The organism is Ruegeria marisrubri (genome assembly GCF_001507595.1).
Lineage (GTDB): Bacteria > Pseudomonadota > Alphaproteobacteria > Rhodobacterales > Rhodobacteraceae > Ruegeria > Ruegeria marisrubri.
In genome coordinates this window covers 134,345-156,583 of sequence record NZ_LQBQ01000001.1, presented here as the reverse complement: position 1 = coordinate 156,583, position 22,239 = coordinate 134,345, and the positions used below count along the sequence as shown (strand labels likewise).

The window sequence follows — 22,239 nt, the reverse complement described above, 5'->3', positions numbered from 1 at the left end:
GCATGGATGATGGACGAAACGATGCCCCGCGCCGCGGATCTTCTGGCAAGGCGGCTCTACGAGGCGGGGTGCCGCCATGCCTTCGGCATGCCGGGCGGCGAGGTGCTGACGCTGGTGGATGCGCTGGAACAGGCGGGGATCACCTTTCACCTTGCCAAGCATGAAAACGCGGCCGGATTCATGGCCGAGGGCGTGCATCATCGCGACGGAGCGCCCGCCATTCTGGTCGCGACCCTAGGGCCCGGCGCGATGAACGGGATCAACGTGGTCGCCAACACCTTGCAGGACCGGGTGCCGATGATCGTGCTGACCGGCTGCGTCGATGCGGACGAGGCGCTGACCTATACCCATCAGATCATCGACCATGAGCGGGTATTCGACCCGATCACCAAGGGCACGTTCCGGCTGACGCCCGGTGGCGCGGACATCATCGCCGACAAGGCGGTATCGCTGGCCACGCAAGCACGCCCCGGCCCGGTGCATATCGACGTTCCGATCTCGGTCGCGGAAACGCGGGTGGAGTCACCGAAACGGCGCCGGCTGGTTCCGGCTGCGCCGGTCGTTCCCCAGGGCACGGGCCTCGAGCAGGCGCGCCGCTGGCTGGCCGCGGCCCAGCGGCCCTTGGCCGTCATCGGGCTGGATGTGCTCTACGATGGCTCTGCGCAGGTCCTGCGCGCCTTTGTCGAGCATTTCAACATCCCCTTCGTCACCACCTACAAGGCGAAAGGGGTGGTTCCCGAGGACCACCCGCTGTGCCTTGGAGGGGCGGGCCTGTCGCCGCTGGCCGACAAACACCTGTTGCCGCTGGTCGAAAAGGCCGATCTCATCCTCTGCCTTGGCTACGACCCGATCGAGATGCGGCCGGGCTGGCGCGAGGCATGGGATCCGGACCGCCAGCGCGTGATCGACATATCTGCGGCGGTGAACGACCACTACATGCATCAGGCCGGGCTGAATTTCGTGGCCGATACAGGGGCGACCCTCGAGGCGCTCGCCAAGGGCAATCCCGCGCGCAAGACCTGGGAAGGCGGCGAACCGCAGGCCGTCAAGGACGCGCTGGCACAGGCCTTTCCGCGGGATGATGACTGGGGGCCCGCCGCGGTGATCGACGAGGCGCACAGGGTGATGCCCGCGAACACCCTTGCGACGGCCGACACCGGGGCGCATCGCATCCTGCTGTCGCAGATGTGGCAATGTTCCGAACCGCGCGAACTGATCCAGTCCTCGGCGCTCTGCACCATGGGCTGCGGGGTGCCGATGGCCATCGGGGTAAAACTCGCCGCGCCGGATCGTCCAGTCATCTGCTTTACCGGCGACGCGGGTTTCCTGATGACGGCCGGAGAGTTGTCCACGGCCTCGGAAATGGGCGGAAACCCCATTTTCCTTGTCTTCGTCGATGCCAGCCTGGCCCTGATCGAAATGAAGCAGCGCGGACGACAGATGGCGAACCGGGGCGTGGATTTCGGCTGGCATGACCTCGCCGCCGTGGGGCGGGCCTTCGGTGGATGTGGCCACACCGTCCGCAACCGGGCCGAACTGCGGGCAGCGCTGGAACAGGCGATGCAGGCCGAAACCTTTACCGTCATCGCCGCCGAGATCGACCGTGGAGGATATGATGGCCGCATCTGAAGGACCGCTGAAGGGTGTCAAGGTTCTGGACCTCAGCCGCATCCTGGCCGGGCCCACCTGCACGCAGTTGCTGGGCGATCTCGGCGCGAGCGTCATCAAGATCGAAAACCCCGCCACGGGCGGAGATGACACACGGCAATGGGGGCCGCCCTATCTGAAGGATGCCGAGGGGAACCGTTCCGATCTGAGCGCCTATTTCATGGCCGCGAACCGGAACAAGAAATCGGTGGCCGTGGACATCACCACGCCCGAGGGGCAGCAGGCGATCCGGCGGCTGGCGTCACATGCGGACATTCTGATCGAGAATTTCAAGCCCGGCGGGCTGGCGAAATACGGGCTGGACTACCAGACCCTGTCGCGCGACTTGCCGGGTCTGGTCTATTGCTCGATCTCGGGCTTTGGCCAGACCGGGCCGAACGCGGCCAAGCCGGGCTACGACCTGATGGCGCAGGGCTATGGCGGGATCATGTCGTTGACCGGTGAACCCGACGGAATGCCGATGAAAGTGGGCGTGGGCATCGCCGACGTGATGTGCGGGATGTACGCGGCCGTCGGCATTCTGGCAGCGCTGCGCCACCGCGATCTGACCGGCGAGGGCCAGTGGATCGACCTGGCGCTGGTGGATACCCAGATTGCGTGGCTGATCAACGAGGGCGTGAACTACCTGACATCCGGACAGGTTCCGCAGCGGCGGGGCAATGGGCACCCGAACATCGTGCCCTACGACGTCTTTGAGACCTCCGACGGGCATGTCATTCTGGCCGTTGGCAATGACAGCCAGTTCCGGCGGCTCTGCGAATATCTCGGACTGGGCGAGTTGCCGGATGACCCGCGTTTCGCCACCAACCCGGCGCGGCTGGAACATCGCGATGCCCTCAATGCCGTGCTGCGACCGGCCGTTCAGATGCGGCGGTCAGAGGACATGATCGCCGGACTTGAGGCGCTGAAGGTCCCGGTCGGGCCGGTTCAGACGCTCGATCAGGTTTTTGCCTCGGATCAGGTGGCCGCCCGCGGGATGCAGATTTCGATGCAGGCCGCGCCCGCTGAGGCCCGTCTGATCGGCAATCCGCTGAAACTGTCGCGCACGCCGGTCACCTACCGCCATGCCCCGCCCTCCTTCGGGGCAGACACTCAGGCGGTTCTGAACGCGCAGTATCCCTTCGAAGACTGAAACACTTGTTGCTCCACCGGCGGAACGCCGCTGAAACATGTGCTTGAACAAGCGGTTTTTTTCTCGCTTTTGCACACGGCCTTTCACCAATTCGCGAGCGGCGTCGATCCCGGAGCGGCAACCCAATACTGTCGGCTAAGCAAGTCGCACCTTTTTCTCGCAGACGGATTGGACCCTGGCATGAAGCAAGACGTTTTTGGACAGATGAACAGCCTGACCCACGCGGACAGCATCGAGGCGTGGAACGGCGTTCTGCTGGGGTTCATGGCCCATGCCGCCGTTACGCCGCAACATCTGGGCAAGGTTCTGGAGCTGGAGCCCGGTTTTACTCTGGGCCACGCCACCAAGGGGCTGTTCATGCTGCTGCTGGGGCGGCGCGAGCTGTATCCGGTCGCCACCGAGGCGCTGGCGGCCGCCGATGCCGCAATGGCCGCTCACCCGGCCTCTCCCCGCGAGCGGCACTATGTCGAGGCGCTGCGGCTCTGGCTGGCCGGCAGCCCCAGCCTGGCGGTGCAGGAGTTCGAGGCCGTCCTGCGCGATCACCCGCAGGACACGCTGGCGATGAAACTCAGCCACGCGATCCGGTTCGTTCTGGGGGACAGCGCGGGCATGCGGCGCTCGATCGAACGGGTAATGCCCGCCTACGAGCCCGATCATCCGGGGCGCGGTTACCTGCTGGGCTGCCATGCCTTCGCGCTGGAGGAAACCGGCGCGTATGAAAAGGCCGAGATCGCCGGGCGTCAGGCGTTGTGGATGGTTTCGGACGACGCCTGGGGACTGCACGCGGTTGCCCATGTCCACGACATGACAGGCCGTGCGGCGCGCGGGCTGGAATGGTTCGCCGGGCGCGAAAGCGCATGGGCGCATTGCAACAATTTCCGCTACCACGTCTGGTGGCACAAGGCGCTGATGCATCTGGATCTCGGTCAGATCGACCGGGTGCTTGACCTCTATGACACGGAAATCCGCAAGGACAAGACGGACGACTATCGCGACATATCCAACGCGACCTCGCTGCTCATGCGGCTGGAACTCGAAGGCGTCGATATCGGCAACCGCTGGGAGGAGTTGGCCGACCTGAGCGCCGCACGCACCGAGGATGGCTGCCTGATCTTTGCCGACCTGCATTATCTGCTGGCCCTGATCGGAGACAACCGGGCCGAAGCGACCACGAACCTGCTGAGGCGAATCCACCGGGACGCCTCACGCGCGGATACCGAGATCACCTGCCGCATGGCGAACCCGGGTGTCGCGGCGGCGCGGGGGCTCGAGGCCTTCGGCGAGGCGCAATACGGGGCCGCATTCGACAACCTGCTTGCCGCCCGCAACTCGATGCAACTGGCGGGTGGATCGCACGCCCAGCGCGACGTGTTCGAACGCATCACGATCGACGCGGGGATCCGCGCCGGCCGGCTGGAAGAGGTGCTGCGGATACTGGATGACCGCCGCGCGAGACGATCGGGCGGCGAAGACAACTATGCCCTTGCCCGCCGCGCCCTGATCGACGCGGCGCGCGGAGGGAAAGGCGCACAGAGCGTACCCGCCGAATAATACGGGATCATGAAGGACAGCAAGCGCATGGCGACCGTTTCGCCCGTTACAGACTTTGCTCAGGCTGCGGCCAGGCCCGACGCGCCTGCGCGCACACGCGACCCGCGGCTGGATTTCTACCGTGGCATCGCGATGTTCATCATCCTGATCGCCCATATCCCCGGCAACCCTTGGGCCGGCTGGATTCCGGCGCGTTTCGGGTTCTCGGATGCCGCCGAGATCTTTGTCTTCTGCTCGGGCATGGCCTCGGCCATCGCTTTCGGAGGCGCCTTCCTGCGTCGGGGCTGGTGGATGGGTACCACCCGGGTCACCTATCGGATCTGGCAGGTTTACTGGGCCCATATCGGTCTGTTCTTCTTTGTCGCCATGTCCCTGGCCGCGCTGGATCTGTCGGGCAGTTTCGAGAAAAGCTACGTCGCCTCACTGAACCTGCAGCACTTCTTCAATGATCCGATGCCGCAGATGGTCGGGCTGTTCACCCTGACCTACGTGCCGAACTATTTCGACATCCTGCCGATGTATCTGGTGGTGCTGGCGATGATGCCGCTGATGATGGCGCTTTCGCAGATCGGGTTCTGGGCGGTCGCCGCGACCTCGGTCACGATCTGGCTGGTCGCGCAGACCGGCGCGCTGGCCCTGCCGGCCGAGCCTTGGTCGGACCGGCAATGGTTTTTCAACCCCTTCGGCTGGCAGCTTCTGTTTTTCACCGGCTTCGCCTTCATGCGCGGCTGGATTCCCGCCCCGCCGGTGTCGAAAACGCTGATCTGGATCGCCGTTCTGTTCCTGATCGTCTCGTCCCCCTTCGGCTCGTGGAAGGTTCTGAACTGGATCGATGCCTGGAACAGCGACATCGCGAAGTCGATTTTCAAGACATGGCCCGCGATCGCAGAACTGAAGAACAAGACCGAGTTCGGCCTGCTGCGCTATCTGCACTTTCTGTCGCTGGCTTATCTCGGATGGGTGGCCACAGGTGAGAGAGGCTCCCGCCTTGTCGCCACCGGGCGGGGGCTGGGGGCGGAAGCTTGGCGAATTGTGCTGGCCATAGTCACGAAGGTCGGCCAGCAATCGCTGGCGGTGTTCGTTTTTTCCATGGCCGCCGCGCGGCTTATCGGCGTCGGCCTGGACCTGACAGGGCGGAATCCTGCCAGCGCCCTGTTCTTCAACCTGCTTGGCTTTGCAATGATAACCGGGGTCGCCTATCTCGTTGCCTGGTACAAGTCGCATCCGTGGAGGTCTCAGAAATGAACCTGACACGCCGCGCCTTTCTTGCATCGACGTCCATGCTTGCTCTGGCTCCCGCCGCCTTTGCGACCGACGGGGCGATACCCTTTGACCGCGACCTTGTCATTGCCGAGGCCCGCGATCTGGCAAGCCGGCCCTATGTCGAGCGCGAAGCTGTCCCGCAGGCTTGGCGCGATCTGACCTATGAGCAGTATCGCTCGATCCGCTTCCGGCTGGAAAAAGGGCTTTGGTATGGCACCGAGACCCCCTACAGCGTCGATTTCTTTGCACCGGGCCTCTACTTCCCCCGCGCGGTCAAGGTGTTCAGCGTCGAGAACGGCCTCGCCAATCCGGTGGCCTTCGACCTGTCGATGTTCGACAAATCCGATGAAGTCCCAGATCTTCCGGTGGATGACACGTTGGGCGTTTCGGGGCTTCGCCTGCGCGCCGAGATGCATCGCCCCGGTCTTACCGACGAGTTCTGCGTCTTTCAGGGGGCCAGCTATTTCCGCGCCATCGGGCTGAACGAGGTTTACGGCCTGTCCGCCCGCGGCCTCGCGCTCAAAACGGGCGACCCGGAGGGCGAGGAATTCCCCGAGTTCATCCGCTTCTGGCTGGAGCGCCCGGAACCAGGGCAGCGCAACATCATCGTTCACGCGCTGATGAACAGCCCCAGCGTCGCAGGGGCCTACCGGTTCGACATCACCCCCGGCGCGGATTGCGTGATGGAGGTCGAGGCGACGCTGTTTCCGCGCAACGAGTTGGACCATGTCGGGATCGCGCCGCTGACCTCAATGTTCCTTTACGACCGCACCAACCGTGCGCGCTTCGACGATTTCCGCCCGGCGGTGCATGACAGTGACGGGCTGATGATCGCCAACGGTGCCGGAGAGGTCATCTGGCGTCCGCTGGCAAACCCGACGCGGCTGCAGGTCTCGTCCTTCGTGGATAGGAACCCACGCGGATTCGGCCTGATGCAGCGCGCCCGCGCATTTTCGGATTTCGCCGACCTCGAGGCCATGTATCACAAGCGCCCGGGCCTCTGGGTCGAACCCAAGGGGGATTGGGGCCGCGGCACCGTCGCCCTTGTGGAAATACCGGCAGACCAGGAGATATATGACAACATCGTTGCCCATTGGCGACCCGCCGAACCCTACGCGCCGGGCAGCCGCCTGGACCTGTCCTATCGTCTCATCTGGGGGGAGGAGCCCTATCGCACCGCCATGCCGCGCGTCATCAAGACCGCCATGGGCGAAAAGACGTTCGGCACCGGGCGTCTCGTGGTCATCGATTACGAAGCCAGCGACCTGTTTGACGATCCCGACGCGCTGACCGCGTTCACGCAATCCCCGCATGTCGAGGTGTCGCCGGGCGTCTTGCAGCGCAATCCGGAGACCGGCGGCCTGCGGCTTGCCTTTTCCTTTGACCCCAGCGACCGGGACCATGTCGAACTGCGCGCCCAGTTGCGCAAGGGCGAACAGCCCGCATCCGAGGTCTGGCTCTACAGGTGGACCGCATGAGCCGCGACCTGCGCATCACGCCCCCCGAGGCGCCACTGCCGATGCCGGTGCAGGATTTCGACCGTGCCTACAAGGACAGTCGGGCGCCCCAAGCGCCGTCTGCTGCCTCGGTGGGGCTCTGGCGCGCGCTGGCGTTTTCGCCTGCGATGGCGGCGACGCTGGCGCTGGTCTGGATCATGCAGGACTGGCTTTCCGGGGAAGGGATCACCGCCGTCGAAGCGGTTCTGATTGCGCTGATCTCATTCAACTTCTTCTGGATCGCGTTCACCGTCAGCACGGTGCTGCTGGGCATGGTTTCGTTGGCCAGACAGTCGAAGCCCGAACGTCGGACAGCCCCACGCCCGCTGCGCGTCGCGCTGTTGATGCCCATCTACAACGAGGTGCCGTGGTTCGTTCTCGGCAACGCCCGGTCGATGCTCGAGGAATTGCGGGCGCGCGGTGGCAGGCATCGGTATGCCATGTTCATCCTGTCCGATACACGAGACGACGACATCGCCGCCCAGGAACAGGCCAGCATCGAGGCGTTGCGTGCGACACTGGCTCCGGGACTGGAACTCTACTACCGCCGCCGCGAACAGAACACCGACCGCAAGGTGGGGAATATCGCCGACTGGGTCAGCCGTTGGGGCGGCGACTGGGATGCGATGTTGGTGCTGGATGCCGACAGCCTGATGACCGGTCGGGCCATCGCGCGCCTGACAGAGGAACTGGCCCGCGACCCGGCTGCGGGCCTGATCCAGAGCTTTCCGCAACTGATCGGCGCGCAGTCTGTCTTTGCCCGGATGCAGCAATTCGCCAATGGGGTCTATGGCGTCGCCTTCGCCGAGGGGCTTGCCCGCTGGTGCGGGCAGGAAGGCAACTACTGGGGCCATAACGCGATCATCCGCACCGCCGCTTTCGCCAGTTGCGCGGGCCTGCCCAAGCTGCGTTCACTGAACGGCGTGGAAAAGCTGATCATGAGCCACGATTTCGTCGAGGCCGGGCTGTTGCGACGCGCCGGCTGGACCGTCCGTTTCCTGCCGCGCATTCGTGGATCCTACGAGGAAACCCCGCCCACCCTCATCGACCATGTGCTGCGCGACCGGCGCTGGTGCCAGGGCAATCTGCAACATCTCAAACTGCTGGGTTCGCGCGGGTTCCGACCGATCTCGCGGTTTCACATGTTCCACGGGGCGGTGGGCTATCTCATGTCGCCGCTGTGGTTCGCGCTGCTGGCGATGTGGGCGCTGATCGGGCATGGCAAGGAGGCCTCGGTCCTGCATTACTTCAGCCCCGACAATCCGATGTTCCCCCAATGGCCGGAAATGTCCGAAGGGCGGCAGGTTCTGATTATTCTGGTGATGTATGCCATGCTGCTGGCGCCCAAGCTGCTGGGTATCCTCGCCCTGCCGCTGAGCGGCGCCAGCTATGCCGATTTCGGAGGAGGCGCGCGGTTTGCCCTGTCTTTCCTCTCGGAAGTGATCCTGTCGGTGCTCTACGCCCCGATCCTGATGGTGCAGCAGATGATTGCCGTGTTCCGCACTGTCTTGGGCGTGCAAAGGGGATGGGCCCCACAGGCGCGGGATGGCGGACATTACAGCCTGCGGACGCTGATAATCTGTCACGCTTTGGAGACGGTCAGCGGCTTGGCCCTGAGCGCCGGCATCCTGGCCGGTCTTGTCTCGGTCTGGCTTGCCCCCATCGCGATCAGCCTGACGCTGGCGGTGCCTCTGTCGGCGCTCAGCGGCGTTTCGGCGGGCATGGCGCGCAGGCTGCTGGGCATGAGAGAAGAATATCACGAACCCGCAATCACCCGCGCGGCAAAACGTTATCGCAACGAAATCAAGGACCTTATCGAAGGCAAGGGTCCGATGACCCCGGCCGAGTAATCAGCCACCCGGAAGGCCCTCAAACCAATCCGCGACCATGTCCGCCCAGCCTTCGGGAATCCCGTGGCCGCCAGGAAACAGCGCAAGCTCCAGCGCGCCACCCTTGGCGCAATGCGTCCACTTGCGACGCAGAAACTGCCCGGTCGAGGCAAAACCATCTGGCGCATTCTCGGCGCAGCCGTTGGCCCTCCGCCAAATCTCCAGCCCGGCGAAAATGTCGCCCTGCTGAAACCGGCCACCCCCCAGGAAGCGCCCTTCGAGTGGCACCACCCTGTCCGCCCATCCATGCGTGTGAAACAGCCTGACAGGGCCGTTGCAGCCCTCTGGGTGTGGCCGCCAGAAGCCACCCGACACGGGGGGCATAGGCGGAAAAGGCCTCGGGTGCAGCACAGGCAAGATAGTTGACCATGAACCCGCCTGCGGAAAACCCGGCCAATATCACCCGCTGTTCGTCTATCCCGAAACGTCGAGCTGCATCGCGAACGACCGAAGCCAGAAAACGGGAATCGTCCCGCCCTTGGTGCGCAGGCAGAAAGTTCCAACTCCGCCGCCGCCCGTTTTCGGCCACCCCTTCGGGGGCCGATACGGCATATCCGCGAGCCAACAGCCGATCAACCACGGCACGGTTCTTCATCATGCCCGCTCCGCTGCCGCCATAGCCGTGCAGCAGAATGAAAAGCGGAGCCCTTGCATGTGCAGGCAATTCGATATGGTAGGATCCGGTCTCAATTTCACAGGCCGCTGCCTCTCCGGCGCAGTCAGAATGCGCAGCCAAGGGCACAAGCCCGAGGCAAAGGCCAAGCCACAAACCCCATTTCATTCCGAGTTTCCTTGGTAGGCGCGCACCGGCAAGCCGGATTTCAGCCAACCCGGCCCGGCACGCGACCCAAGCATCCCCTCGGGAACATCCACGATTTTCGTGAACCCCGCGCGGGCCAGTTCGATGCTCATCCGCGCCGAGCGCACGCCCCGTGCGCAGATCACTCCGATCTCGCGATTGCGGTCCGGTCCTGCAAGAGCCGTCAGGGCCTCGACGAAGTCGCTGCGCCGCATGTCGATCGGATGGGCACCCTCGCCAATTCCGGTCGCCTGCCATTCCCGAGGCGTGCGGATATCGATCAACAAAAGCGCGCCCGCGACCGCACGCTCGTGCGCTTCGCTGGCAGACAGCTTCGTCCCGTCATGGTCCGGCGGCGTCAGGCGATACTCGCGCACCCCCCAAACCACAGCCAAGGCACCGCCGCCGATCAGAAAGGCCCGGCGCGTGAACAGGCCTGAATTTCCGCCTCTGCTTGTCATTGGGCCTCCGAAGAACCGGCGATCGCGCTTTTCTTAGCACGAGATCGGGCCTTCTGAACCGACGACGAGCGGGCAATCCGATCAATATCACGTCAACTCGGCAATGGTCAGATCGGAGGCATTGACGCAACCCGTTCCAACTAGAAACGGACGCCCCGGTTTCAATAGGTGGACAGCCGGGAAAAAATCCTTACTGAATCAGCACTAATTTTGCGCGGCAAGACTGGAGTTTGCAGGTGTCCCTTTTCCTCATCGCGGCCCTTCCCTTTCTCGGAGCAGTCTTTCCCGCATTGCTGATCCGTGCAGGACGCAATGTGGCGGCGTCCAGCGCGGGCCTGACGACTTTCCTAGCGCTGGCCGGGTTGCTGATCCACATTCCCACGGTCATGCGGGGCGAATTGGTGACGGCCCATTTCGACTGGATCCCCGGGCTGGGGCTGAACGCGCATTTCATGCTGGACGGTCTTGGCCTGCTGTTCGCCTCGCTCATTCTGGGGATCGGCCTGCTGATCATACTCTATGCCCGGTTCTACCTGACACGCGAAGATCCGATGGGGCAGTTCTATTCCTATCTGCTTCTGTTTCAGGGCGCGATGCTGGGTATCGTACTGAGCGACAACATATTGTTGTTGCTCATTTTCTGGGAATTGACCTCGCTCAGTTCGTTCCTGTTGATCGGCTACTGGAAGCACCTGCCCGAAGGCCGTCAGGGCGCCCGCATGGCCCTTGCCGTCACGGGGTCTGGCGGGCTGGCCATGATCGCGGGCATGCTGATCCTGGGCCATATCGTGGGCTCTTATGATCTCAGCGATATCCTGCAGAACAAGGAGCTGATCCAGTCATCGCCACTCTACCTGCCGGCGCTGATCCTGATCCTGCTGGGCTGTTTCACCAAGTCGGCGCAGTTCCCGTTCCATTTCTGGCTGCCCCACGCCATGGCCGCCCCCACACCGGTTTCGGCCTATCTGCACTCGGCCACGATGGTGAAGGCCGGGCTGTTCCTGATGGCGCGGATGTGGCCGGTGCTGGCCGGGACGCAGGAATGGTTCTACATCGTCGCGACCACGGGCCTTCTCACGATGCTGATCGGGGCGGTGATTGCGCTGATGAAGGACGACCTCAAGGCGCTGCTGGCCTTTTCGACGGTGTCCCATCTGGGCCTGATCACCATGCTGCTGGGCTTTGGCACCGAGATTGCGGCAGTGGCGGCGGTGTTCCACATCATCAACCACGCCACGTTCAAGGCCGCGCTCTTCATGACCGCGGGCATCGTCGATCACGAGGCTCATACCCGGGACATCAAGCGTCTGGGCGGGCTGCGGCACCTGATGCCGGTCACATTCACGATCGGCACGATCGCGGCCCTGTCGATGGCCGGGATCCCTCCGTTCAACGGGTTCCTCAGCAAGGAGATGATGCTGGAGGAAACCGTCCACACGGTCTGGAACAATTCCCACTACCTTGTGCCGGGGCTGGCGCTGATCGCGGCCCTGTTCTCGGCGGCCTACTCCTTCCGCTTCATCTCGCACGTCTTTCTGGGCCCCCAGCGGGACGACTATCCCACCACACCGCACGATCCGGGCGCGGGCATGTGGCTGGCGCCGGCCTTTCTGGTGGTGCTGGTCGTCGCAATCGGTCTGTTTTCCAAGGCCATTGTCGGCCCTCTCGTCGCCATCGCGTCGAGCGCGGTCATCGGCAGCGAGGACCTGCCCTATTACTCGCTGAAACTTTGGCACGGGTTCACCCCTGCGCTCTACATGTCGATCATCGCCGTGATCGGCGGCATGTTTTTGCTGGGGTTTCACGGGTATCTCGAGCGGCTCTGGAACGCACTGCCACGCCCCGAGGCCAAGACGATTTTCGATGCCGTTATCGGCGCGATGACGGCGCTCAGCCGCTGGATCACGGACAAGCTGCACAACGGGGTCATCAGCCGTTACGCCGTCATCTTCATCGCCTTCACGGTCGGGCTGGGCTATTACGCCTTTTCCACGGGCAGCATCGGCGTTCCGACCCGCATTCCGTTGCCCGCGCCGATCATTCCGATCATCGGGTGGATCTGCCTGGTCGGCGCCACTCTGGCCATCATGTATTTCCACCGCAACCGCCTGCTGTCGCTGGTTCTGATCGGCGTGGTCGGACTGATCGTGTCGATGGCGTTCAACTACCTGTCCGCACCCGACCTGGCCCTGACGCAGATCTCGGTGGAAACCGTCTCGATGATCCTTCTGCTGCTGTCGCTGAACTTCCTGCCGACCGAAACCCCTTGGGACAGTTCCGCCAGACGGCGCTGGCGTGATGCGGCGATCTCGGTCGTGGCCGGGCTGGGCACCGGCGGGCTGATCTATGCGCTGATGATGCGTGACTTTGCCTTTCCGACGATTTCGGATTTCCACCTTGCGAATTCTTACGAGGGAGGCGGCGGCACCAACGTGGTGAACGTGATCCTGGTGGATTTCAGAGGCTTCGATACATTCGGAGAGATCATCGTTCTGGGCATTGCCGCGCTGGTCATCTTTTCGCTTACCGAGGGCGTGCTGGCCACCAAGGTCCGCGCCTATCTGCTGAACCGCAAACCGCACTGGCCGCAGTCGGGCGACGCGCACCCGATGATGATGGTCGTCGTCACCCGCGTGATGATGCCGATCGCCCTGATGGTCGGCGCCTACATCTTCTTTCGCGGGCACAACCAGCCGGGGGGCGGATTCATCGCCGGCCTGATCGTGGCGATCGCCTTTTTGATGCAATACATGGCCAGCGGTTTCACCTGGGCGGCCGAGCGGCAGCGGTTCTATTATCACGCGACAATCGGATGGGGGGTCCTGATCGCGGCGGCCACCGGCCTTGGCGCCTGGTTCAACAACAAGCCCTTCCTGACCAGCGATTTCGGATACCTGCACTGGCCCCCACTGGAAGAGTTCGAATGGGCCACCGCAATGCTGTTCGACACAGGGGTTTTCCTGGCCGTTCTCGGCGCGGTGATGCTGGCGCTGGAAAGCCTGTCGCGTTTTGCATGGCAACCGGGCATCGCACAGGAGCACGCGATGGACATCAATCCTCAGAGAGAGGAAGAAGACGCCGAGGAAACCCAACAGGAAAAGGAAGCCTGACATGGAAGCGCTCGTTGCATCCGCCGTTGGCGTCCTTACGGCTGCCGGAGTTTTCCTGATCCTGCGCCGGCGCACCTTTCCGGTCATCCTGGGCCTGTCGTTGCTGACCTATGCGGTGAACATCTTTCTATTCGCGACGGGCAGACTGGCGCTGAACGCGCCGCCGGTGCTGAACAAATACGCCGATGTGCCCTATACCGATCCGCTGCCGCAGGCGCTGGTGCTGACGGCCATCGTCATTTCCTTCGGGATGACGGCCGTGATCGTGATGATCGCGCTGAGCGCCTATCTGTCGACCAAGAACGACCATATCGACATGACCGCTCATGAAACCGTGGACGAGGCAGGAGAAGACGCATGAGCCACTGGATCGTTGCCCCGATCGTCCTGCCCGCGATCCTGGCCCCCTTCATCATCATGGTGCTGCGCTATCACCTGGACCTTCAGCGCATCTTTTCGGTTGCCGGAACGGTCGGCCTGCTTGGCATCGCGCTGACGCTGACGGCCCAGGCCTCGGGCGGCGAGATTCAGGTTTACGAGCTGGGCAACTGGCCCGCGCCGTTCGGCATCGTTCTCGTGCTCGACCGGATGTCGGCGATGATGGTGCTGCTGACTGCCGTGCTGGCGTTGCCCGTGGTGCTTTACGCCATAGGGTCCGGCTGGGATGAACGGGGGAGGCACTTCCACCCTCTGTTCCAGTTTCAGTTGATGGGCGTCTGCGGCGCGTTCCTGACTGGCGACGCCTTCAACCTGTTCGTCTTTTTCGAGGTGCTGCTGATCGCCTCATATGGGTTGATGACGCATGGTGGCGGGGCGGTGCGGCTCAAGGCCGGTGTCCAGTATGTCACCTACAACCTGCTTGGCTCGACACTATTTCTTTTCGCACTGGGGACGATCTACGCAGTCACGGGCACGCTCAACATGGCCGATCTGGCGGTGCGCGTGGCCGAGATTCCGGACGAGGATACCGCGCTGTTGCGGGTGGGAGCCGTGCTGTTGCTGCTGGTCTTCTGCGTCAAGGCTGCCGTCCTGCCGCTGCATTTCTGGCTGCCGGCCAGCTATGCCAACGCCCCTCTGCCGGTGGCGGCCCTGTTCGCCATCATGACCAAGGTCGGATCCTACTCCATCCTTCGGGTCTACACTCTGGTATTTGGTCCCGACGTGAACGCCACGGCGGGCCTGATCGGCGATTGGCTTTTGCCCGCAGCCCTGTTGACGCTGGCCGTCGGCACGATCGGCATTCTGGGCGCGCAGCATATCGCTCGAATGGTGGCGTTCGGAGCGATCGCCTCCATGGGGACTCTGCTGATCGCCGTGTCGCTTTTCACCGAGGAAGCCACGGCTGCGGCTCTGTATTATACGGTTCACTCGACTTTCGCGGCTGCATTGTTGTTCCTGACCGCCGACCTTGTGATGCGGCGCCAAGGCGGGGCAATTGCCGGGTTTGCGCCAATGGCGCAGAGCGGATTGATCGCGTCGCTGTTTTTTGCCGGCGCCATCGCGCTGGCCGGGATGCCCCCCCTGTCGGGCTTTGTCGGGAAACTCCTGATTCTGGATGCATCACGCGATGCGACCGACTTTGCCGTGATCTGGGCGGTGATCCTGATCAGCTCGTTCGTCACCATCGTCGGGCTGGCCCGAGCGGGCTCTCTCATTTTCTGGAAGAGCCACGAGGGCAGGCACAACACCGAAGCAGACCCGGAAAACGCAGACGAACTTCCTCACCTGCCGGCACCGGAACCCAATCCGGGACTGGCCTTTTCCGCGGTTTTCGGCAGTCTGGCCGGGTTGGTTGTGCTGACAATTTTCGCCGGGCCTGCTCTGGACTATGCTGAAAGCACCGCCGATCAGCTTTTTGCACCGGAATCCTATATCGAGGCGGTTCTGGGAGGAGATCAGGAATGAAGCTGCTGCGCCGGATATTTCCGCACCCGCATCTGACCATCCTGCTCACGCTGGTCTGGATATTGCTTGCAAACAGACCGTCATTGAATTCCTTGGTCTTCGGGCTGCTGCTGGGAATCGTGATCCCTTTCATCACCCAGCCTTACTGGCCCGACCGACCAAAGCTTCGCAACTGGCCGATGGTCGTCGAATACATCCTGGTCGTTTTGTGGGATATCGTCATGGCCAATATCGCCGTGGCCCGGATCATCCTGTTCAAGCGCGACGAAGATCGCGAGCCGAACTGGGTCTGTATCCCGCTGGAACTGCGCACGCCCGAAGCCATTACCGTTCTGGCCGGCACGATCACCATGACCCCGGGAACGGTCAGCTGCGATCTGTCGGCGCAGGGCCACTATTTGCTGGTGCATTGCCTCGACGCGCCCGACCCCGACGCGGTGCGCGACCAGATCAAGAGCCGTTACGAACGCCGCCTGAAGGAGATTTTCGAATGATCACCTACGCCATCTACTTCACCTTCGCCTGTTTCGGCGCGGCGGTCATGATGTGTCTGTGGCGGATCATCACCGCCGAAGGCGTGGGCACGCGGGTGCTGGCGCTCGACACGATGGTCATCAACACGATCGCCCTGATGATCCTGTACGGCCTTGCGCTTGGAACCGAGATATTCTTCGAGGCGGCGATGATCATCGCCATGCTGGGCTTCGTCTCGACCGTCGCCTATGCGCGCTTCATGCTGCGCGGCAACATCATCGAGTGAGGCGGCCATGGAATTCCTGTTCGAACTTCTGATCGCCTTTTTCCTGATCGTATCGGGCGTTTTCGGCTTTGTCGGCTCCTTCGGCATGATCAAGCTGAAAGACCCGATGTCGCGCCTTCACGCCCCGACCAAGGCCACGACACTGGGGGTCGGAGGTGTTCTGCTGGCCTCGATCGGTCACTCGCTTCTGATCGAACGCCACCTGTCCCTGCACGAGCTGCTGATCACGCTGTTCCTGTTCCTGACCGCGCCGATCACGGCGCTGTTCATTGCCAAATGGCACATTCACCGGCACGAAAAGCCGGAAAACCTGCCGGACGTCGGCGAGGATGAGCTTTGGGCCACCCACGCCGTTCAGCACGACGAAGACATACCGGAACACACGACGAAGTGACTCCGATGCACACGCCTCCACTGCCCCTCACCCGCGATCTGGTCTTGGTCGGCGGGGGACATTCCCACGCGCTGGTGCTGCGGAAATGGGGCATGTTGCCCCTGCCCGGCGCGCGTGTCACGGTGATCAATCCTGGCCCTACGGCACCCTATTCCGGAATGCTGCCGGGGTATGTGGCGGGACATTATGACCGCGAAGAACTGGACATCGACCTGGTGAAGCTGGCCCGGTTCGCCGGTGCCCGCGTGATCCTGGGTGCGGTCGAGGGGATCGATCTTGCAAGACGCGAGGTTCATGTGGCCGGCAGGCCGCCGGTGGCGTTCGACGTGGCCTCGGTCAATGTGGGCATCACCTCGGATATGCCCGCGCTGCCCGGCTTTGCCGAACACGCGGTCCCCGCGAAACCGCTCGGGCCATTCGCGGCGCGTTGGGCCGGTTATCTGGCCGGTGATGGCCCGGCCTCGGTCGCGGTGATCGGAGGCGGCGTCGCCGGGGCGGAACTGGTGATGGCGATGGCTCACGCCCTGCGCACAAAGGGCCGTCCTGCACGCGCCACCCTTGTCGACAGCGCAGCGGCGCTGACCTCGGTAGGGCCGAAGGCTTCCGCATCCGTCCGGCGCGCGCTGAGCGATCTGGGCGTCGAACTGATCGAGAATGCACCAATCGCGCGGGTCGCGGACAAGCATCTGGTCCTGGAGGACGGCCGACATATCGAGGCCGAATTCATCACCGGCGCCGCCGGGGCGCGGCCCTATGACTGGGTCGCGTCCACAGGGTTGGAACTGCACGACGGATACATCGCCGTAAACGGTTTCCTCCAGTCAAGCGACCCGGCGATTTTCGCCGCCGGCGACTGCGCCCATCTGAGCGAAGACCCGCGCCCCAAGGCGGGCGTCTATGCCGTGCGCGAGGCCCCGGTTCTGTTCGACAATCTCAGGGCGGCCTTGGGGGCGGGCCGGATGCGCCGCTACGCCCCGCAGAAGGACTATCTGAAACTCATTTCGCTTGGCGGCAAATCAGCCCTGGCAGAGCGGTTCGGCACGGCCTTTAGCGGCCCGCTCATGTGGCGGTGGAAAGACCATATCGACCAGAAATTCATGAACCGCTTCCGCGATCTGCCGCAGATGGCGGCACCGGCCCTTCCCGATCTTCATGCCGACGGGCTGCCCGAGGCGGTGGGCGAAAAGCCCATGTGCGGCGGCTGCGGCGCAAAGGTCGGGCGTGGCGCCCTGAAGGCCGCGCTGAGTGAACTGCCGAGGCCGGAACGCGAGGACATTACTCCTCTGCCCGGCGATGACGCCGCGCTGATGACCACGGGCGGTGTCCGGCAGGTCATGACCTCGGATCACTTGCGCAGCCTGACCAATGACCCGGTGCTGATGACGCGTATCGCGGCCGTTCACGCGCTTGGCGATATCTGGGCCATGGGCGCACGGCCTCAGGCGGCGACCGCCACTTTGATCCTGCCCCGCATGTCCGGGACTATGCAACGGCGCACGATGGCCGAGATCATGGCCACGGCGACCGAGGTCATGCGCGAGGCCGGGGCCGAAATCGTGGGGGGCCACAGCTCGATGGGCGATGAAATGACCATCGGCTTCACCCTGACCGGTCTGTGCGACAGGGATCCGGTCACACTGTCAGGCGGGCAGCCCGGCGACGCGCTGATCCTGACCAAGCCGCTGGGCAGCGGCGTTCTGATGGCGGCGGAAATGGCCGGAGCGGCCAAGGGGGATTGGGTCGCGGCGGCCTATGACCAGATGACCCGACCGCAAGGCGAGGCCGCGCGGATCCTCTCTTGCGCCCATGCGATGACCGATGTCACCGGCTTTGGCCTGGCCGGGCATCTGCAGGGCCTGTGCGAGGCCTCGGGCTGTGGCGCGGTTCTGGAACTGGAGGCCGTTCCGGTGATGGAAGGCGCGCTGGAACTGGTCGCCGAGGGCATCCGCTCGACGATCTTTGCCGACAACCGGATGCTGGTGCCGGACCTGCCGACGGGCGGCAGGGCGGACCTGTTGTTCGACCCGCAGACCGCGGGCGGGCTGCTGGCAGCGGTTCCGGCGGCTGAGGCCGGGGAACTGTGCGACAGGCTGCGTGGCGCGGGATACCCCGCCGAGATCATCGGGCGCCTGACCGAAGAACCGGGACTGAGCCTTCAGAACTGAGCCAAGGCGGTTTCGATCTCGACCGCCGTTGCCTCCAGCCCGGCAGCATCGAGTGACCGCGCCGACACCTGCGCCACCGGGGTCGTCCCGTGGCTCTTGCGGGATTTCAGGTAGGCCGGGTCATAGTGCCGTTCCATCAGGCTGCGGGTCAGCGCGTGCTTGTCTCCGGCTTGGATCAGGGCAAACCAGTCGTCTACGATCTCGTGGCCGCGATGGTATCGCAGCGGGTCCAGCCGTTCTTTCAGTCGCTCGGCATCCGAAAGAATGTCGTCATAGGCCGCCACCAGGTAGTCGGTGCGCGCCTCGAGCGGCGCGGTCACCTCGATCCGGGGGGCCGAGCGCAAGGCCGTCCAGAGGCTGGGTGGCAGGATGCGCTCTCCGATCTTCGAGGATTCGGCCTCGACGACCACCGGCCGCGACGGGTCCAGCGCGCAGAACGCGCCGGCCAGCGCCGACTCGAAGGCTTTCTGACTGGGCTGCCCGCCTGGCATTTCGCCCAGCAACGACCCGCGGTGATTGGCCATCCCCTCCAGGTCCACCACCTGAACGCCCCGCGCTGCCAGCAGCGAGAGCAACTCGGTCTTGGCGGTTCCGGTATAGCCGTCGAGCGCCACCAGCCGATGCGGCAGCGGATCGTCATAGAGATAGCGGTTCACCAAGCGTCGGTAGGTGCGATAGCCCCCTTCGATCACCTCGGCGCGCCAGCCGATCTGTTGCAGCATCCAGGTGAATGACCCCGACCTCTGGCCGCCACGCCAGCAATAGACCAGCGGCCGCCAGCCGCCTTCATGGTGGCTGAGGTGTTGTTCGATGTGATTGGCCGCATTGCGAAAGACCAACGCCGCACCCAGCTTGCGGGCCAGGAAGGGGCTTTGCTGCACGTAGATGGTGCCGACCCTTGCCCTTTCTTCATTGTCCAGCACCGGCAGGTTGATGGCGCCGGGCAGATGGTCCTCGGCATATTCGGCCGGGCTGCGCACATCGATCACGGTGTCGAAACCATGCGCGTAAAGTTCGGGCAACGTGGTGAATTTCAGAGACATGGTTCGAGGTCTATCCCGCGCGAAACGGAAGGGGAAGAGGCGGCGGCAAGGCCGGTCGCCATTGGTTCAGCCCCGTTCGGCCCGTAGCGGCTCGATCAACTGGGGCCCGCTGGCCCGGTTCGAGTTCACGGCCGTTCCGACGCGGTGGAAATCAAGGATGTCGTCGCCTCCGGGCCGCATGAGCGTGGCGGCGCCCTTGCCCTCTTCCCCCAACCACAGGCGCCAGTCCTGCGGCTCGAGGATCAGCGGCATTCGGTCATGAATCGCGCTCAGGCGCCGGTTGGCCGGCGTGGTCACGATGGCGCAGGTGCTTTGCCGGGCCTGCTCAGCCCCCCAATCCTGCCAGATCCCGGCAAATGCAATCGTCCCTCCATCGCGACGGTAGATATACCAGGGCAGCCGCGCCCCGTCTTCGGACTTGGTCCATTCGTAGAACCCGCTGGCGACGACAAGGCAGCGCCTCTCGCGGCAGGCCGCACGAAAGGCCGGTTTCTCGGCGATGGTTTCGGCGCGGGCATTGATCAGCAGAGGCCCCGCATTTTCAGTTTTGTACCAATGCGGCAGGAACCCCCAGCGCATCTGGACAAGCCGCCTGCCGGTTTCTCCGGTTCGGACGACATGAACCTGGTTGGTCGGACAGACATTGTAATTTGGCACCTTGGGAAGCGCGTTGGCGGGCTGCGCCGAAAACAGCTGCGCCATGGCGTCATTCGGCAAGGTTATCGCAAATCGTCCGCACATGGCTGTCGGGCCATCCTGTCAGGAAATCGGATCGAGTATCTCCGGCGCGCTTTGCGCCTGCAAGCCCAACTGCCGTGTTCCTTTGCCAAGCAACGCGCGAGTTCCCCGCACCTGATCGGCGTCTCGAGCAAAAAAGGCCGCTCCCACCGAAGCGGCCTTTCCCTCAGCTTGGGTTCACTTGCGCGTGATGCGCCCGTCCACATACGGCTGATACGGGGCGTTCGCAGCCAGATATTCAGCCGTGACATCAGCCAGGTCGGGGCCATAGTCATAGGCATTCTTGTCGTCGCCCGCGAACATCGAATAGCCGTCCCCGCCATTGCGGACATAGTTGTTGGTCACCACCAGATAGGTTGCATCCGGGTCGATGGGGACGAAACCGCCATCCTTGGCCACCATCACGTCCGAGACGCGGCCCTCGTTCGGCGGCACCGAGGGATCCCAGGCAAAGGTCAGCCCCGCGACCTGCGGGAAACGCCCTTTGACGTCCTCGACCTGACTGACGCCGTTCTCCAGCGCATCTATGATGCCCTGCCCGCTGATTTCGAAGGTCGACAGCGTGTTCTGGAACGGCAGCACTGTCAGCACCTCTCCCATCGTCACGTCGCCTGCGTCGATCGAGGCCCGCAGACCGCCGGAGTTGGCGATCGCGATGGTCACGCCCTGATCGGCCACGCGGGCAAGCATGGCGTCGGCGACAAGGTTGCCCATCTGGCATTCCTGAACCCGACAGACCGACCTGTCGCCCTCGATGGGCGCGGCGGCGGTGGCGACGACCTTGTTGCGGATTTCATCCAGCGGCTTGGCCAGTTCCGCGATGCGCTCGACCGTGGCGGCGTCCTCGGCCACCGTGTTGTCCATGATCAACGGCTCGCCAACGGCCTCGACCACGTTTCCGTCGTCGTCGAAGGTCACGTTCAGCTCGCCCAGAAACTTGCCATAGGCATAGGCCTGCACGATCTGCACCCCGTTGACCACGGTCGGATACGGGCCTGCGGCCTTTTCAGCCACGTTCGACAGGTAGGTATTGGAATGGCCGCCCACGATCACGTCAACGCCACTGGTTTCCTGCGCGATGCGCTGGTCGACGCCATAACCCGAATGGCTGAGCACGATGATCTTGTTCACACCCTCGGCGGTCAGCCGATCCACCTCGGCCTGAACCGCCGGAACCGGGTCGCTGAAGGTGATGTTCGGCCCCGGCGAGGCGATTTCATGCGTGTCCTCGGGTGTCAGGCCCACGAGGCCGATCTTTTCGCCCCCGACCTCGATCACGGTGGATTTCATCAGCGTATCGGCCAGCAGCTCCTCGGCACTGTAATCCGCGTTCGACATCAGAACGGGAAAATCCACCGTGTCGATGAAACCGCGCAGCACTTCGGGGCCATCGTCGAATTCGTGGTTGCCCACGGTCATCGCGTCATAGCCCAGCTTGTTCATGAACTCGGCCGCGGCCTTGCCCTTGTAGTAGGTGTAGAAAAGCGAGCCTTGGAACTGGTCGCCCCCATCCACGAGGATCGAGTTTTCGGCGCGTCCACGGGCCTCTTCGATCGCGGTCACCAGACGCGCGGTTCCGCCAAAGCACTTACCCTCGGCCTGGTCTTTCTCGCCACAACCGCTGTCGTATTTGTTGATGGGCTCGAAGCGGGAATGGAAATCGTTGGTGTGCAGGATGGTCAGCTTGTAGTCAGCAGCGGCCATTCCCGCAGTCAGTCCCAACGCCGCAACCGACGTCATGAAACGTGCGAACATGAAATTACTCTCCCTTTTGTTGTTTTCGGGATGGTGCGCCGAGAGCCGGTTTCTGTCAAAGACTCTGTCCAGGTGACGCCGGGGAATTGCGGCTTGAATCCGGCCGTGCC

Annotated in this window: 18 protein-coding genes and 1 pseudogene; 13 read left to right on the top strand and 6 right to left on the bottom strand. The window is 63.6% G+C overall.

The annotated features are described in order from the left end of the window. Positions 1 to 9: 9 nt before the first annotated feature. The 6 genes from AVO45_RS00705 (at position 10) to mdoH (ending at position 8,960) form a co-directional block, all read left to right on the top strand. Positions 10 to 1,629: a thiamine pyrophosphate-binding protein gene (locus AVO45_RS00705; protein ID WP_068344655.1), complete on the top strand. Its 1,620-nt coding sequence runs from the start codon at positions 10 to 12 to the stop codon at positions 1,627 to 1,629. Continuing rightward, positions 1,616 to 2,800 carry a CaiB/BaiF CoA transferase family protein gene (locus tag AVO45_RS00700; RefSeq protein WP_068343371.1) on the top strand — a complete coding sequence of 395 codons (1,185 nt, stop codon included), beginning with the start codon at positions 1,616 to 1,618 and terminating at the stop codon, positions 2,798 to 2,800. Before AVO45_RS00705 ends, AVO45_RS00700 begins: the two co-directional genes overlap by 14 nt. 180 nt (positions 2,801 to 2,980) lie before the next feature. Then, complete coding sequence (locus AVO45_RS00695) at positions 2,981 to 4,351, top strand: tetratricopeptide repeat protein (RefSeq protein ID WP_068343369.1); 1,371 nt, start codon at positions 2,981 to 2,983, stop codon at positions 4,349 to 4,351. Positions 4,352 to 4,378: 27 nt separating this feature from the next. Continuing rightward, on the top strand, positions 4,379 to 5,596 hold the full coding sequence (locus tag AVO45_RS00690; protein WP_068344654.1) for an OpgC family protein: 1,218 nt from the start codon (positions 4,379 to 4,381) through the stop codon (positions 5,594 to 5,596). After that, the gene (locus AVO45_RS00685; RefSeq protein ID WP_068343367.1) at positions 5,593 to 7,092 is read left to right on the top strand and encodes an OpgD/OpgG family glucan biosynthesis protein; all 1,500 of its coding nucleotides are present in this window, start codon (positions 5,593 to 5,595) and stop codon (positions 7,090 to 7,092) included. The genes AVO45_RS00690 and AVO45_RS00685 overlap by 4 nt, the downstream gene beginning before the upstream one ends. Beyond that, entirely contained in the window at positions 7,089 to 8,960 is a 1,872-nt protein-coding gene (mdoH, locus tag AVO45_RS00680) for a glucans biosynthesis glucosyltransferase MdoH (protein ID WP_068344653.1), read from the top strand. The genes AVO45_RS00685 and mdoH overlap by 4 nt, the downstream gene beginning before the upstream one ends. Here the strand turns inward: mdoH and AVO45_RS20150 are convergent, their stop codons facing one another. From AVO45_RS20150 to AVO45_RS00670, 3 genes and pseudogenes are all read right to left on the bottom strand, one after another. Then, positions 8,961 to 9,227, bottom strand: coding sequence for a hypothetical protein (locus AVO45_RS20150; RefSeq protein WP_338055954.1), 267 nt, complete (start codon positions 9,225 to 9,227; stop codon positions 8,961 to 8,963). Between the two features lie 139 nt (positions 9,228 to 9,366). Next, a pseudogene (locus AVO45_RS20145) lies at positions 9,367 to 9,780 on the bottom strand (alpha/beta hydrolase family protein); the annotation flags it as partial. Continuing rightward, positions 9,777 to 10,259, bottom strand: coding sequence for a rhodanese-like domain-containing protein (locus AVO45_RS00670; protein WP_068343366.1), 483 nt, complete (start codon positions 10,257 to 10,259; stop codon positions 9,777 to 9,779). The pseudogene AVO45_RS20145 and the gene AVO45_RS00670, both read right to left, overlap by 4 nt. A gap of 236 nt (positions 10,260 to 10,495) precedes the next feature. On the opposite strand from AVO45_RS00670, the gene AVO45_RS00665 reads away from it, so the two are divergent. Genes AVO45_RS00665 through selD form a run of 7 tightly spaced genes read left to right on the top strand, consistent with a single transcriptional unit; the run spans position 10,496 to position 18,593 of the window. Continuing rightward, positions 10,496 to 13,369, top strand: a complete 2,874-nt coding sequence (locus AVO45_RS00665) for a monovalent cation/H+ antiporter subunit A (RefSeq protein WP_068344652.1) — start codon at positions 10,496 to 10,498, stop codon at positions 13,367 to 13,369. Position 13,370: 1 nt separating this feature from the next. Beyond that, complete coding sequence (locus AVO45_RS00660; RefSeq protein ID WP_068343364.1) at positions 13,371 to 13,730, top strand: Na+/H+ antiporter subunit C; 360 nt, start codon at positions 13,371 to 13,373, stop codon at positions 13,728 to 13,730. After that, complete coding sequence (locus AVO45_RS00655; RefSeq protein WP_068343363.1) at positions 13,727 to 15,274, top strand: monovalent cation/H+ antiporter subunit D; 1,548 nt, start codon at positions 13,727 to 13,729, stop codon at positions 15,272 to 15,274. Before AVO45_RS00660 ends, AVO45_RS00655 begins: the two co-directional genes overlap by 4 nt. Next, complete coding sequence (locus tag AVO45_RS00650; RefSeq protein ID WP_068343360.1) at positions 15,271 to 15,768, top strand: Na+/H+ antiporter subunit E; 498 nt, start codon at positions 15,271 to 15,273, stop codon at positions 15,766 to 15,768. Before AVO45_RS00655 ends, AVO45_RS00650 begins: the two co-directional genes overlap by 4 nt. Next, positions 15,765 to 16,034, top strand: coding sequence for a K+/H+ antiporter subunit F (locus tag AVO45_RS00645; RefSeq protein WP_068343357.1), 270 nt, complete (start codon positions 15,765 to 15,767; stop codon positions 16,032 to 16,034). The genes AVO45_RS00650 and AVO45_RS00645 overlap by 4 nt, the downstream gene beginning before the upstream one ends. 7 nt (positions 16,035 to 16,041) lie before the next feature. After that, entirely contained in the window at positions 16,042 to 16,428 is a 387-nt protein-coding gene (locus AVO45_RS00640; protein WP_068343354.1) for a Na+/H+ antiporter subunit G, read from the top strand. Positions 16,429 to 16,433: 5 nt separating this feature from the next. Then, the gene (gene selD, locus AVO45_RS00635; protein WP_068343351.1) at positions 16,434 to 18,593 is read left to right on the top strand and encodes a selenide, water dikinase SelD; all 2,160 of its coding nucleotides are present in this window, start codon (positions 16,434 to 16,436) and stop codon (positions 18,591 to 18,593) included. On the opposite strand, the gene mnmH is transcribed toward selD, so the two are convergent. The 3 genes from mnmH to AVO45_RS00620 all read right to left on the bottom strand — a co-directional run bounded on the left by mnmH (position 18,584) and on the right by AVO45_RS00620 (position 22,129). Then, positions 18,584 to 19,636: a tRNA 2-selenouridine(34) synthase MnmH gene (gene mnmH, locus AVO45_RS00630; RefSeq protein WP_068343348.1), complete on the bottom strand. Its 1,053-nt coding sequence runs from the start codon at positions 19,634 to 19,636 to the stop codon at positions 18,584 to 18,586. The two genes, selD and mnmH, sit on opposite strands and share 10 nt — an antisense overlap. Positions 19,637 to 19,702: 66 nt before the next feature. Next, on the bottom strand, positions 19,703 to 20,377 hold the full coding sequence (locus AVO45_RS00625; protein WP_068343345.1) for an SOS response-associated peptidase: 675 nt from the start codon (positions 20,375 to 20,377) through the stop codon (positions 19,703 to 19,705). A gap of 174 nt (positions 20,378 to 20,551) precedes the next feature. Continuing rightward, complete coding sequence (locus tag AVO45_RS00620) at positions 20,552 to 22,129, bottom strand: bifunctional metallophosphatase/5'-nucleotidase (RefSeq protein ID WP_068343343.1); 1,578 nt, start codon at positions 22,127 to 22,129, stop codon at positions 20,552 to 20,554. Positions 22,130 to 22,239 lie beyond the last annotated feature (110 nt).

Excerpts from the sequence above, each read along its gene's own strand:
- AVO45_RS00690 (WP_068344654.1), top strand. The coding sequence starts at position 4,379 with ATGGCGACCGTTTCGCCCGTTACAGACTTTGCTCAGGCTGCGGCCAGG.
- selD (WP_068343351.1), top strand. The coding sequence starts at position 16,434 with ATGCACACGCCTCCACTGCCCCTCACCCGCGATCTGGTCTTGGTCGGC.
- mnmH (WP_068343348.1), bottom strand. The coding sequence starts at position 19,636 with ATGTCTCTGAAATTCACCACGTTGCCCGAACTTTACGCGCATGGTTTC.
- AVO45_RS00705 (WP_068344655.1), top strand. The coding sequence starts at position 10 with ATGGACGAAACGATGCCCCGCGCCGCGGATCTTCTGGCAAGGCGGCTC.
- AVO45_RS00685 (WP_068343367.1), top strand. The coding sequence starts at position 5,593 with ATGAACCTGACACGCCGCGCCTTTCTTGCATCGACGTCCATGCTTGCT.
- AVO45_RS00650 (WP_068343360.1), top strand. The coding sequence starts at position 15,271 with ATGAAGCTGCTGCGCCGGATATTTCCGCACCCGCATCTGACCATCCTG.
- AVO45_RS00660 (WP_068343364.1), top strand. The coding sequence starts at position 13,371 with ATGGAAGCGCTCGTTGCATCCGCCGTTGGCGTCCTTACGGCTGCCGGA.
- mdoH (WP_068344653.1), top strand. The coding sequence starts at position 7,089 with ATGAGCCGCGACCTGCGCATCACGCCCCCCGAGGCGCCACTGCCGATG.
- AVO45_RS00625 (WP_068343345.1), bottom strand. The coding sequence starts at position 20,377 with ATGTGCGGACGATTTGCGATAACCTTGCCGAATGACGCCATGGCGCAG.
- AVO45_RS00645 (WP_068343357.1), top strand. The coding sequence starts at position 15,765 with ATGATCACCTACGCCATCTACTTCACCTTCGCCTGTTTCGGCGCGGCG.
- AVO45_RS00695 (WP_068343369.1), top strand. The coding sequence starts at position 2,981 with ATGAAGCAAGACGTTTTTGGACAGATGAACAGCCTGACCCACGCGGAC.
- AVO45_RS00655 (WP_068343363.1), top strand. The coding sequence starts at position 13,727 with ATGAGCCACTGGATCGTTGCCCCGATCGTCCTGCCCGCGATCCTGGCC.
- AVO45_RS00670 (WP_068343366.1), bottom strand. The coding sequence starts at position 10,259 with ATGACAAGCAGAGGCGGAAATTCAGGCCTGTTCACGCGCCGGGCCTTT.
- AVO45_RS00700 (WP_068343371.1), top strand. The coding sequence starts at position 1,616 with ATGGCCGCATCTGAAGGACCGCTGAAGGGTGTCAAGGTTCTGGACCTC.
- AVO45_RS00620 (WP_068343343.1), bottom strand. The coding sequence starts at position 22,129 with ATGTTCGCACGTTTCATGACGTCGGTTGCGGCGTTGGGACTGACTGCG.
- AVO45_RS00640 (WP_068343354.1), top strand. The coding sequence starts at position 16,042 with ATGGAATTCCTGTTCGAACTTCTGATCGCCTTTTTCCTGATCGTATCG.